Source organism: Treponema sp. OMZ 840 (assembly GCF_050937815.1).
Taxonomy (GTDB): domain Bacteria; phylum Spirochaetota; class Spirochaetia; order Treponematales; family Treponemataceae; genus Treponema_C.
This window is the reverse complement of the sequence record NZ_JACDIJ010000002.1, coordinates 133,538-144,729: the sequence shown is the minus strand read 5'-3', so window position 1 is coordinate 144,729 and position 11,192 is coordinate 133,538. Positions and strand designations below refer to the sequence as shown.

Annotated in this window: 14 protein-coding genes; 3 read left to right on the top strand and 11 right to left on the bottom strand. The window is 41.7% G+C overall.

Annotated features, from left to right (window positions below; all coding sequences use genetic code 11):
- Positions 1–32: 32 nt before the first annotated feature.
- Positions 33–1,085, bottom strand: coding sequence for an extracellular solute-binding protein (locus H0R92_RS04155; protein ID WP_432961491.1), 1,053 nt, complete (start codon positions 1,083–1,085; stop codon positions 33–35).
- A gap of 295 nt (positions 1,086–1,380) precedes the next feature.
- Here H0R92_RS04155 and H0R92_RS04150 point away from each other — a divergent pair, with 295 nt between their 5' ends.
- The 3 genes from H0R92_RS04150 to H0R92_RS04140 all read left to right on the top strand — a co-directional run bounded on the left by H0R92_RS04150 (position 1,381) and on the right by H0R92_RS04140 (position 4,185).
- The gene (locus tag H0R92_RS04150) at positions 1,381–2,139 is read left to right on the top strand and encodes a 6-phosphogluconolactonase (protein WP_432961489.1); all 759 of its coding nucleotides are present in this window, start codon (positions 1,381–1,383) and stop codon (positions 2,137–2,139) included.
- Between the two features lie 9 nt (positions 2,140–2,148).
- Positions 2,149–3,324, top strand: coding sequence for an N-acetylglucosamine-6-phosphate deacetylase (gene nagA, locus H0R92_RS04145; RefSeq protein ID WP_432961486.1), 1,176 nt, complete (start codon positions 2,149–2,151; stop codon positions 3,322–3,324).
- Positions 3,325–3,423: 99 nt separating this feature from the next.
- On the top strand, positions 3,424–4,185 hold the full coding sequence (locus H0R92_RS04140) for a sugar isomerase domain-containing protein (RefSeq protein ID WP_432961484.1): 762 nt from the start codon (positions 3,424–3,426) through the stop codon (positions 4,183–4,185).
- 48 nt (positions 4,186–4,233) lie between these two features.
- Here H0R92_RS04140 and H0R92_RS04135 read toward each other — a convergent pair whose 3' ends face one another.
- The 10 genes from H0R92_RS04135 to era all read right to left on the bottom strand — a co-directional run bounded on the left by H0R92_RS04135 (position 4,234) and on the right by era (position 11,175).
- Entirely contained in the window at positions 4,234–5,847 is a 1,614-nt protein-coding gene (locus tag H0R92_RS04135; RefSeq protein WP_432961482.1) for an SH3 domain-containing protein, read from the bottom strand.
- A gap of 94 nt (positions 5,848–5,941) precedes the next feature.
- A complete protein-coding gene (locus H0R92_RS04130) occupies positions 5,942–6,910 on the bottom strand; it encodes a hypothetical protein (protein ID WP_432961480.1) in 969 nt (322 codons plus the stop codon).
- A gap of 65 nt (positions 6,911–6,975) precedes the next feature.
- The gene (locus H0R92_RS04125) at positions 6,976–7,767 is read right to left on the bottom strand and encodes a hypothetical protein (RefSeq protein WP_432961478.1); all 792 of its coding nucleotides are present in this window, start codon (positions 7,765–7,767) and stop codon (positions 6,976–6,978) included.
- An 84-nt stretch (positions 7,768–7,851) separates the two neighbouring features.
- Positions 7,852–8,256 carry a type II toxin-antitoxin system tRNA(fMet)-specific endonuclease VapC gene (gene vapC, locus H0R92_RS04120; protein WP_432961476.1) on the bottom strand — a complete coding sequence of 135 codons (405 nt, stop codon included), beginning with the start codon at positions 8,254–8,256 and terminating at the stop codon, positions 7,852–7,854.
- The gene (gene vapB / locus H0R92_RS04115; RefSeq protein ID WP_432961474.1) at positions 8,256–8,486 is read right to left on the bottom strand and encodes a type II toxin-antitoxin system antitoxin VapB; all 231 of its coding nucleotides are present in this window, start codon (positions 8,484–8,486) and stop codon (positions 8,256–8,258) included. Before vapB ends, vapC begins: the two co-directional genes overlap by 1 nt.
- Before the next feature lie 137 nt (positions 8,487–8,623).
- The gene (locus H0R92_RS04110) at positions 8,624–9,178 is read right to left on the bottom strand and encodes a hypothetical protein (protein WP_432961473.1); all 555 of its coding nucleotides are present in this window, start codon (positions 9,176–9,178) and stop codon (positions 8,624–8,626) included.
- 39 nt (positions 9,179–9,217) lie between these two features.
- Positions 9,218–9,604, bottom strand: a complete 387-nt coding sequence (locus H0R92_RS04105; protein ID WP_432961471.1) for an RDD family protein — start codon at positions 9,602–9,604, stop codon at positions 9,218–9,220.
- Between the two features lie 70 nt (positions 9,605–9,674).
- Positions 9,675–9,881 carry a DUF6290 family protein gene (locus H0R92_RS04100; RefSeq protein ID WP_432961469.1) on the bottom strand — a complete coding sequence of 69 codons (207 nt, stop codon included), beginning with the start codon at positions 9,879–9,881 and terminating at the stop codon, positions 9,675–9,677.
- Entirely contained in the window at positions 9,872–10,147 is a 276-nt protein-coding gene (locus H0R92_RS04095; protein WP_432961467.1) for a type II toxin-antitoxin system RelE family toxin, read from the bottom strand. The genes H0R92_RS04100 and H0R92_RS04095 overlap by 10 nt, the downstream gene beginning before the upstream one ends.
- 140 nt (positions 10,148–10,287) lie before the next feature.
- Positions 10,288–11,175: a GTPase Era gene (gene era / locus H0R92_RS04090; protein ID WP_432961465.1), complete on the bottom strand. Its 888-nt coding sequence runs from the start codon at positions 11,173–11,175 to the stop codon at positions 10,288–10,290.
- Positions 11,176–11,192 lie beyond the last annotated feature (17 nt).

The window sequence follows — 11,192 nt, the reverse complement described above, 5'->3', positions numbered from 1 at the left end:
GCTCGCTTTCAGGCACCCCGTCGAATTTAAAATCAGAAATTAGCAATTATGTCCTGAAGCACGGCTTTAAGCTTAGGATTTGCCGCAACCCAATCTACAGGATAATTCAAGGCGGGAAGTTCCGCACTGGACGGAACACCCTTAAGACCGTCGTATACTACATCGGGACGCACCGACCGCATAAGACATTCGGTAGCAAGCGCTTGCTGTACATTACGTGAAAGCACAAAGTCAACAAAAGCTTTTGCTCCTTCGGGATAAGGACAATTTTTTATAACGCCCATAAAGGAGTTACGCAGCGTAATTCCTTCTTTTGCATATACGGGCGAAACATCAACACCGTCTTTCATAAGCTCAAGCACACGCTCTTCATTTGTAATGCCGACCGCATATTCTCCGGTTGCAACCCCCTGCGAAACCTTGGTCGAACTGGAATACATTTTTCCGTCAAGATTTTTATAAAAGGCTTTTATAAAATCCCAGTTATCGTCCATACGGTTTCCTTTTTTCTTTGCCATTGCCGCAAGCATATTAATTACCTGTTCACGGGCGGAAGAAGAGGCAGAGGGGTCTACATAGGAAATTTTACCCTTAACCGCAGGATTAAGCAAAGATTCCCAGCCGTCAATTTTAACGCCCAAGTCTTTTACCATCTTATTGTTGACGATAATCGTATTTACATTTATCTGCATCGGTGTATACATATCGCTTTCACCGCAATATGAGGGCAAACATTCTTTACGAAGCGGCGAAACATAGGGCTGTAAATAATCGACTACTCCCGCATAAATCGAATACGAGCCGCCGATCATTACATCCGCCTGCGGCAAATCTTTTTCCGCTTCAATACGTGCAGTCAATTCTCCGGAGCCGGCACGAATAAATTCAAGTTTACAATTGGGGTGAATTTTTTTCCATTCCCGTGCAAGAACATCCAAAGCGTCTTCGCCGCCGGAATAATAAACGACAACTTTTCCGGTAAGACCGTCTTTTGCCGCAGCTCCCGCCGTATCTTTTCCACCGGCTGCATACATCAGCGAAAACGACATAAGCATAACACAAAAGAATACAAAAACTTTTTTCATTTTTCCTCCTAAAAAAATCCGGCCGCATGAGGGAATTCCTACAATGCGGCTTTAAAATAAATATGTTACATCATAAAATGCAATGCTTTCTAAGTCAAGCAAAATAATTAAAAATTTAACTATTTAATTGAAATTTGATTTTAACAAACAAAAAGAATTGCCAAATCCATAAATTAGTGGTATTATAAGCCTATTCATGTTATTTTAATTTAACACAGATTTAATAACTTTAATAAAAGTTAAACACTGTTATCTTTCAAAGCAAACAACATATCGGATAAAAGGAGAGGCAAATATGAAGTCTTTTAATAAAGATGAATTACAAATAAAGGTGTTTGAAACACGTACGGAAATGGGCAAAGCTTCCGCGGCCGATTTTGCGGCAGCGGTAAAAGAAGTGCTTAAAACAAAAGATAGCGTCAGGGTTGTTTTTGCCGCCGCTCCGTCGCAAGAAGACTTTTATTCTTCTGCCGTCGCGGATAAAAGTATCGATTTTTCCAAAATCGACGCTTTTCACATGGATGAATATATCGGCTTGGCAAAGGACGCCCCTCAAAGATTCGGCAACTTTCTTAAAGACAAAATCTTTAAACTAAGAGATTTTCATTCCGTATCTTATATAGAACCGGATGAAAGCAACCCGCAGGCATCTTGCGACAGCTATGCAAAAAAATTGAATGAAAAACCGATTGATATTGTCTGCATGGGAATAGGAGAAAACGGGCACATTGCATTCAACGACCCCGGTGTCGCCGATTTTAACGACCCGCACGATGTAAAAATCGTTAATCTTGACGATGTGTGCCGGATGCAGCAAGTTCACGACAAATGTTTCGATTCTTTCGATAAAGTTCCGCAGCAAGCCGTTACGCTTACCGTTCCGATGCTTATGAAGGCAAAATATCACTTTTGTATGGTTCCGGCTGCGACAAAGGCAAACGCCGTAAAAAAAATGCTGGAAGGACCTATTGAAGCTTCTTGTCCCTGCACCGTTTTGCGGACAGTTCCCGGCTCCGTCCTATACCTCGACGCGGACAGCAGCGCTCTTATTTAAGGACTTATAATGACGACACTTATAAAAAACGTTTTAATAGTAGACGGCGGAAAGACAAAAAAAGGCAATATCTATATCCATGACGGTAAAATCAAAGACGTCATACCCGGAACGGCCGGCGTTGAAGCGGACACCGTTATAGACGGCAACAACCGCTATGCATCCGCAGGCTTTATCGACTCCCATACACACGGGGCAGGCGGCTATGACTTTATGGACGGAACCGCCGAAGCCTATATTGCGGCCTGTAAGATGCATTTAAAACACGGCACGACAACAATCCTTCCGACCACCCTTTCCGCTTCGGTAGAGGAACTTGTAAAAAGTCTAAAAGCCTTTAAAGAAGCCCAAGAAAAAATGAAGGACGAACAATATTTACCGGGGCTTCATCTGGAAGGGCCGTATTTCGCAATGGCTCAAAAAGGAGGGCAAGACCCCCGTTATATAAAAGATCCGGAGCCTGCAGAATATACACACATTGTAGAATTGGCACAAGGGGCAATACTCAGATGGTCGATTGCTCCCGAAAGAAAGGGTGCTATGGAAATGGGCGACTATCTTGTTTCACAGGGTATAATTCCTACCATTGCGCATACGGATGCAACTTATGAAGATTGTGTGGAAGGATTAAAACACGGCTATAAACACGTTACGCACCTTTACTCATGCACATCGACGATTACACGAAAAAGCGGATTCCGTATTCTCGGTGTTACCGAAGCGGCATACTGTCTTGACGAGCTTACCGTAGAACTTATTGCCGACGGATGCCACTTGCCCCCGGAACTTTTAAATATGATTGTAAAATGCAAGGGTGTCGATAAGATAAGCCTTGTTACGGACTCTTTGCGGCCGGCAGGTCTTGATGTGAAAACAACGATTATCGGCAGCAAAGAAGACGGCCGGGAATGCATCATTGAAGACGGTGTTGCAAAACTGCCGGACAGATCCGCCTTTGCAGGCAGCATTGCCACCGCAGACAGACTCGTAAAAACAATGTGGAAAAAAGCCGGAATCTCGCTGGAAGATACAATAACAATGATGTGTGAAAACCCCGCAAAGTTATTGAAAATCGACACCTTCAAAGGCCGGCTTCTTCCCGGCTATGATGCCGACATTGTGCTGTTTGACGATAACGTAAACATAACAACCGTACTTTATAAAGGAAAAACCGTTGTACGGTAAATAAACACATTCGGCTTTAATTTTAAACATATCGATTGGATTTTAGGGATGTGCCGAAAACCGGTATTTTCGGCCGCCCGTCAAAAAGGAGAATATATTATGGAAAAACAAGACATTATGCAAGAATTTTTTGATCAAATGATTGCTTTTACAACAAAAATTAAAAATGAAGAACGCGAACGTATTGAAGCCGTCGCAAAAATCATTGCAGATCAAATTGAAAAAGACAAACTCATATATATATGGGGGCCGGGCGGACATTCGAACATGAATGCAATGGAAATCTTTTTCCGGGCGGGAGGCCTTATGCACGTAAGCGCCATTTTGGATGAGGGAACAATGATTTCAAGCGGCGCACTTCGTTCAATGGCTATTGAACGAACGCCCGGTTACGGTAGAATTGTCATCGATGATAATAAAATCGGTAAAGACGACCTGCTTATTATTGCAAACGCATACGGAATCAACGCGGCCTGTCTTGATGCGGCATTCCGTGCAAAAGAACTCGGTGCAACAACGGTTGCCGTAACGTCGACCAGCCATGCGGATAACATCCCCGCAGACCATCCCGCCCGGCACCCGTCAAAGCAAAATCTGTACAAAGTATGCGATTATTACATAGATACTAAGGTTCCGGTCGGAGATGCCGTTATTACGATTCCCGGAATAGATCAAAAAATGGGAGCGGTTTCAACCCTCTGCAATGCATATACGCTCAACTGCCTTATGATGATTGCGGCACAAATACTCGGCGAGCGCAAAGTTGAAGTTCCTCTTTGGAAAAGCGGAAACTGCCCCGGCGGGGACGAATGGAACAATCGGTTTATCAGCAGGTTTAAAGGCAAAGTAAAACTCATGTAAGCAAAAACGGCAAGCCGCTACAATGTGCAGCAATCTGCCGCTAAAAAATCAGCGCTCCGATAAATCAAAAAAAGCAGCGGTTTGCAGCACATTCGGATTCCACGGATATTCATGTGTAAATTCGGTTTTACTTACGTGCATGTGTATGTCGGGAGTAAAAACGTCAAATACAACTTCGTGAGTTTTATAATCGTCGAATTCGCTTATTACGAGAGCTTGGGTATCGGGAACGGCGGTAATCGATAAAACCGGATCGGTAACAAAAACGGGTTCAAAAACATAATTAAAGCCTGTTTTTGCAATTTGAATGTTTTCATATACACGTGTGTCGTAATAGGGAAAATATCCGAAAACATGAACTCTTTTCGGATACATACAAAAGCCGCTTATTTCAAGACTGTAGGGAACTATAAAATGATTTTCCCGCAGCCGCCTGCCGTTTTGATCGAAGCCTACAAGCCAAAACACGTTTTTATTGTCGTCAAGGTCGTATACGTATTCTTTTGAAGAATGTCCGAGTATAACGACGCCCGTATTGTCGGCCGATAAACCGAAGTCGGTATTGTACGTATCGCCGACAAGAGAATACGACCAATTCAATTTTAAGTCCTTTGAAACGGCGGCGATTGAAGCACACATATTCGGGTTATCTCGCACCACAGAGGATGTTCCGCTGATAAAAAACGTATTTTTGTTTTGTGCGACGGAATTAATTCTCAAAGACTTATCGGGAAATAAAAAATGCGCTTGTTTTTCCGTTTGTAAATCGGCGTTGAGTTTTATAATCCGCCCTTGACCGATACCGTTTATATCCGCAATTATATACACCGCTTCGTCTATACAAACGACGGAATGAATCATATCCCAGCTTTCGGTCGCAATACCGGCATTTTGTATAAGATTTCCTTGCAAATCCGTTTTTATAATATGTAGATCATAATTTGACAATTCGAAATTCGCATTGTGCTGAAACGCAAGGTATAGATTTTTTTTACCGTCGAATTTTACCGCCGTTTCTATAATGCCGGCAAAGGTTTTATTCTTTTTTAGACGAAATCCTTTTTTCCACAAGAGATTACCGTCTTTAATTCTAAACAAGACAACAGTATCGCGGTTTTGCCTTACGGAAACGGCAAAATCGTTTTCCGCAATATATGCAATATGTACTCTTTTTTCAAAGGAGAAATTTTCGGTGTGTCCGAAAAAAACAAACTGTTCTATATCGAATATATATGAACGAGTATATTCACCGCCCTTATATTCGTGTATTGCTATTAAACTTTTTTCATCTTTGTCGGTCATTACGGCGGCTTCCAAAACCGAATCATGCAGTGACGCAAGGGTTTCCGAAGAATAGCTTATTTTTTCTATCGTATTAAATCGATTTTCATCTACATAAAAGTTTCCGTTTTCATATATATCGAGCCATCGATCATACACCCAGCCTTTTAAACCGTTTGCAGCGGCAACTTCTACCCAGGCTCCCGGCCGGCCGTCAATAACCTGCTCTACCCGTTTATCGGTTAAAACACGCAGCGGAGTTTTTTCCGGCAGCACTGCAATTATGTGACCGTTTAAACTCGGCACGGCACGCAAACGTAAACCGCTCTCCCGAACCGAAGCGACGCAAACGGGTGTTTGTGCAAAGAGCGGTGTCCACATTAAAAACAATAAACAAAACCCCGCACTTTTTTGACGCAGTTTTATACATACACGAGAAAAGTTTATAAAAAAAAGGTACACTATATCATCCTTTTTATTTTTTCAGCTCAATTTTTATTTTTTCCAGCAATTCGGGCGTTTTTACATCCGTTTCGCCGTTTGCCGCCAACACAAAATTATCCGCGAGAACTTCCTCGGCATGAATAATATAATCCGTGTTTTCGCCGATCAATTCATAGTAGTTTGAAATTTGATTTATCGAAAACACTTTATATTTGTTATTCTCCGTAAGCAAAGAACTGGCATCGGATTCGGCGTTGACGGCAAAAAACAGCAACAGCATATATTCAAAAAACTCTCCGCCTTTATTTTCATCGTACTGTTCCGCGGCAAACAACAGCGGCATAACGGGAATCGTTCGATTTTCAATACGCGCGTTAAAATAATAATTGTTTGCAACCGAATCCGGATTCGTTATTTTAAAACCGTACAGCTTTTCCGGAATAATCAAATCGCCTGTCTTGTAAAAACCAAGTATGTTATACAACCGTTCTCTTTTTTCCGGATTATTCCGAGAATAAATATGAAATAATTCGTGTAAACAGGTATCGCGCAGCTCTTTTTCAGAGTCCGCGACGACAGATTCGGGCAATACAATGATGTTTATACTTCGGCAATACGCCGAACCGCCTTCTTCCAACCCCGTCGTTTTTACCACATATACGGTTTCCGGGAAAGATAGGCTGTATGCCGACAAAGCCTTTTTTATATCGGCAAAAACGGTTTGCATCTTTTTGCGTTCATCCGTTGTCCAATCAAGCGTTTGTTCACCTATGAATTCCAAATACGCTTCTTTTGTTACCGGCTGTGACGTTTTCAGTCTTGCAGACAAATCAAATGCCGACAAATTGCGTGTAAAATCGTCTTCGGCAATAAGCAAGGTTTTTCCGCTTTGTTTATCCGCCGTTATAAAATTCACCTTTTGCAAGTCAACCGGCTTTTGAGCAAAAAGAAAAACCGCAACACATAAACCAAACGCTCCGGTCAAACTCCTCTTTTTCATTTAATTCCCCTTAAATTTAAAAACTATACTGAAAACGGACAACCCGTCCGCTTTATGTGCAATAATCAATAATAACCGATCATTATATTGACGGGCATATTATCGAGGGCTCCCAAATGATAATACGATATAAGGGCTTTTTTTTGTGTTAAAAAGTCCTCCAAAACGGCATCCTGAACAAAAAGTATAATCGGAACGCCGTTTTCCGACACTTGTACCTTTGTGTTGTACAAACCCGAAAGATCGTCAAACTGCCGATGTTCCATCCATCTTTTTAAAAACAGTTTTTCTTGCGCACTTACAGGTTTTTCTATTTTTTTAACGGAGCTCACTAAGGTACTGCCGTGTATACCGCGTGTATCAAAATAAAAAACCGGATTTTCGGGATCCGCGGTTTTCGGAAAATCGGGATTTCGGTTAAGCGGCAGTATCAGCCTGGGTATAAATTTTTTAATGATTTCAATGCCTCTTCCGGTAAAATCATACACCGTTCCGTCATAAAACGTATACGAAATAGCTTCGTGTTCGCCGGACTCATTAACCAGCTCTTCAACCAAGCGTATACCCCACTCCTTTGTATAGTCGTCAGTAAAATCGATAATATATTTTTTTACCTTACCGTTTTCGTACATTTGGGATTGACTGATTTTACCGTCTTTTTTTACAGCTTCTTCGGTAAAATAAAAAACGGAAGAAGTGCGGATTTCATTTTCAAATACGGAAACTTCTTTTTCGATAATTCCGTAATAGGGATCGCCCGGCTGATATTGATGTTCGGCAACCCGCGTTTGTGCACATAAAAACGAAGATGCCGACAGTGTGATACACAATATAAATGTGCATACGGCTTTATTCATAATGGCCTCACATACAGTATAAAGCGGCTTTCGGGCGAAGTCAATTAAAATGTTCATCCGTACCGACATTACCGCCTTTCTCTTTTATTGAGCTTGTGTCCAATCCTCTGTTTTCAGATTTTTTATTCGGGAAAACTCGCCGGTATTATTTGTAACAAGAATCAGGTTTTTTGAGAGGGCTTGAGATGCTATCAGCATATCGTAAGAACCTATTATCTCGCCCCGTTTTTTCAGTTCGGAACGGATTTTTCCGAATTGTTCGGTATCGTTGTCGTCAAAATTCAAAATATGGAATAGTACAAGAAATTGTAATAATGAAATTTTATTTTTTTCGACAAACGCGCTGTTGTACACACCGAATTGCAATTCGGCAACGGTTATGCTTGAAATGTAAATTCCGTTATGTATGCGGTTTTTTAAGTTTTCCAATACTTGAGGCGATTTTCGGTTTTTAAGAAAGATACAAATGTTCGTATCCAATAAATACATTACAAAGCTGCTCTTTCTTGCGGTTCGCCCTGCATTCGCCCCTCGGCTAAAAAATCGTCGGTAAAACCGTAAAGTCCTTGCAAAAATATTTCCCATTCTTTATTTTTAGGAAATAAAACAACCGCCTCTCCCGTTTTTTGTATGAGAACATCGTTTCCTTCAAAACAATATGCTTTCGGCAGTCTAACCGCCTGACTTCCGCCGTTACGGAATAATTTTGCCGTTTCCATACACACCTCTTATAAAAGTATATACTGCCGTATAGATATTGTCAAGAAAAAGTGTACGGTCTTTGTATTAGATAGGAGGTTTAGGCAAAGTAACATTTAATTCTTGTAGCGAACCGTCACCGAATTTAATAATAATCTTACAATAATATACAAAGCGCGACCATAGATACAAGTGTAATGCCTGCAAGTATAAAAATCGGAAACATATTCAACGCTATAAGCGGCACGGTGATAATATTCTCCCACATATTTTGTTTACGGACAAGACCCGTTTCCGTAATTTCAACGGGCAGCTCAAGACTTGTTCCGCCTATTTCAAAACAAAAGATTTCGATATGGTCGTCAAAGTCGTAATTCCCGATACACAAATCTCCTTCATTATAGCTTCGTGTAGAGAATAGGTAGGCTGCTTTATTTTCCAATAACTCCGTTATATGTACCGCTTGCATATGTTCCGAATACGGAAAATTATCTTGGTGTATTATTCCCCCGGAAAGCCAGTTTCCGCTGCCGGAAAAAGCCGCTGCAACATAATTGCCGTTAACTGCATAGATGTTGTAATCCGCTATCCTGCCTACGGCATACAGGCGGCTTTGATTATTATTTCTTACATAAAGGACTGAAAGGAGGATTAGTCCTGCAAAAACAAAAATCAGCGCTGCTAAAACACAATAGTTTTTTTTTAATTGCATATTCGGATTGATACCTGCCTTTTATATTTCGGAACGGCTTTACTTAAGCGCAATGTCCGTACCGGCTATGCGGCCGCCGAGTTTTTTACCTGTAACCGCGTATATAAACAATTCAAGCGGGCCGGAAACCCAAAAAACATTGCGCAGCAGCCGTTTGGAAAGCGGTGCCGCATCCCGGGTAGCCGCACAAACGATTTGCAACTTTGCAATATGTTTTCCGATACCGCCGCCTTTGGGTACATCGCGAAAAATCATATAACACATTGAACCGTACGTGATAAGCAGCGCTTTAAAAAAAATGCTGCCGGCCTCTTGTGCCGTTCCCGCTGCCAGCGGGTAGATAATAAAATACATAAACAAAAAATTCTGTATGATTGCCGTTATTAAAAAATCGATAAAAAAAGCAAGGGCGCGTTTACCGTTCACAGTTAGCTTCCTTCTGTAATTGATGAATTCCGTATCGGAAGCCGGATGCTTGTGCGTATTTTTTCGGAAATTAAAACGTTTTGAGTATATCTTCCGCACTTACAAATGTATGCTCTTCTCTTTCAAAGCGTTCGATTACTTTGTTGTCGATAATATCTTCATACATTTCCTGTAAAGACCGCTTTATTATCGCCGATTTTTCTTCTTCAAAATAAGAGGATAAATAGTTCATCATTTTTTCTTCTTCTTTGTTCATCCGTACCGACATTACCGCCATTTTTTATATACCTCCTCACGTTTATCTAAAGCGATTACGTAAATATCGTTTTTTTCCAAATAAAAAATTGCACGGTATTTACCTTTTCTTAATCGATAATATATGCGTTCTCTTTCTTGTGATATTTTTAACTGCTTTGTATCAAATAAATTTAAATCTTTTGTTAAATCAAGAGATTGAAACGCATTATTAAAATGAATAAATATCTCTTGCGGTATTAACCTCTTGTTTATTCGTTTTAATATATCGTCTGAATACTTGACCATGTTTACATTGTACTACACATGGCACTCTTTGACAAGCTGTAAAAAATCAAGCCTAAAAGCCAAAATCGGGTTTTACTTAAGCGCAATGTCCGTACCGGCTATGCGCTCTCCGAGCTTTTTACATCTTTGCACATATAGCCCTACTTCAATATCCTCGTCAGTACTGCGTCTTTTTGGCGCCAGTTTTTGTTTACCTTCACCTGCAAGTCCAAGTCGATACGGTAATCGAAGATGCGGCGCAAAGCCTTTATCGATTCGACGCGGATACTTTTGATTAAAGAAGCTCCTTTACCGATAACCATGCCCTTTTGACTTTCGCGCTCCACAACCAAAAAAGCGCGCACCCACAGTTCTTTACCGTCTTTACGGCTTTCCATATCGGCGATTTCCACATACACGGCGTGCGGCAGTTCGTCGCGCAGCCGGTTAACGGCTTGTTCGCGGATAACTTCGGCAATGCGGAAATCGACTTCCTGATCGGTGTAGTATTCTTCGGGATACAGGGCTTCTCCTTCGGGGGCAAGGGCATAGAGGGCCGACAATACCGCGTCGATTCCTTCGCCGGTTTTTGCCGAAATATCGAAAATCCTTCCCGCGTCTACGGTCGGAAACTGCCGGGCTGCGAAAAGCCTGCATAAGCCGCTTTTTGCTTCCGGGCTGTCGATTTTATTTACCGCAATGACCAGTTTTGAAGCAAAGGGGGCTAAAAGGGAAGCGATGAGTTCTTCTTCGCTTCCGGCTTCGCGGGTCGAATCCAACACGTACAAGAGGATGTCGGCTTCTTCCAAATTTTCTTCGGCAATGCTTTTAAGCTTGAGGTTTAATTTTTTGTCGGATTTATGATAGCCGGGCGTGTCGATAAAGATAAGCTGGCCTTCCGGGCGGTTTACGATACCGCGCACGGCTTTACGCGTTGTCTGCGGCCAGGGCGACACGATGGAAATTTTTTCTTTTCCTGCGGCATTTAAAAAACTGGATTTTCCGGCGGAGGGTCTGCCGATTATCGCAACTACAGCTGATTTACTCATAAAGCCAGTATAGCCGA

What these genes read in the sequence shown, in the direction of transcription:
- H0R92_RS04155 (WP_432961491.1), bottom strand. Translation starts at nt 1,085, where the DNA reads ATGAAAAAAGTTTTTGTATTCTTTTGTGTTATGCTTATGTCGTTTTCG.
- H0R92_RS04150 (WP_432961489.1), top strand. Translation starts at nt 1,381, where the DNA reads ATGAAGTCTTTTAATAAAGATGAATTACAAATAAAGGTGTTTGAAACA.
- nagA (WP_432961486.1), top strand. Translation starts at nt 2,149, where the DNA reads ATGACGACACTTATAAAAAACGTTTTAATAGTAGACGGCGGAAAGACA.
- H0R92_RS04140 (WP_432961484.1), top strand. Translation starts at nt 3,424, where the DNA reads ATGGAAAAACAAGACATTATGCAAGAATTTTTTGATCAAATGATTGCT.
- H0R92_RS04135 (WP_432961482.1), bottom strand. Translation starts at nt 5,847, where the DNA reads ATGTGGACACCGCTCTTTGCACAAACACCCGTTTGCGTCGCTTCGGTT.
- H0R92_RS04130 (WP_432961480.1), bottom strand. Translation starts at nt 6,910, where the DNA reads ATGAAAAAGAGGAGTTTGACCGGAGCGTTTGGTTTATGTGTTGCGGTT.
- H0R92_RS04125 (WP_432961478.1), bottom strand. Translation starts at nt 7,767, where the DNA reads ATGAATAAAGCCGTATGCACATTTATATTGTGTATCACACTGTCGGCA.
- vapC (WP_432961476.1), bottom strand. Translation starts at nt 8,256, where the DNA reads ATGTATTTATTGGATACGAACATTTGTATCTTTCTTAAAAACCGAAAA.
- vapB (WP_432961474.1), bottom strand. Translation starts at nt 8,486, where the DNA reads ATGGAAACGGCAAAATTATTCCGTAACGGCGGAAGTCAGGCGGTTAGA.
- H0R92_RS04110 (WP_432961473.1), bottom strand. Translation starts at nt 9,178, where the DNA reads ATGCAATTAAAAAAAAACTATTGTGTTTTAGCAGCGCTGATTTTTGTT.
- H0R92_RS04100 (WP_432961469.1), bottom strand. Translation starts at nt 9,881, where the DNA reads ATGGCGGTAATGTCGGTACGGATGAACAAAGAAGAAGAAAAAATGATG.
- H0R92_RS04095 (WP_432961467.1), bottom strand. Translation starts at nt 10,147, where the DNA reads ATGGTCAAGTATTCAGACGATATATTAAAACGAATAAACAAGAGGTTA.
- era (WP_432961465.1), bottom strand. Translation starts at nt 11,175, where the DNA reads ATGAGTAAATCAGCTGTAGTTGCGATAATCGGCAGACCCTCCGCCGGA.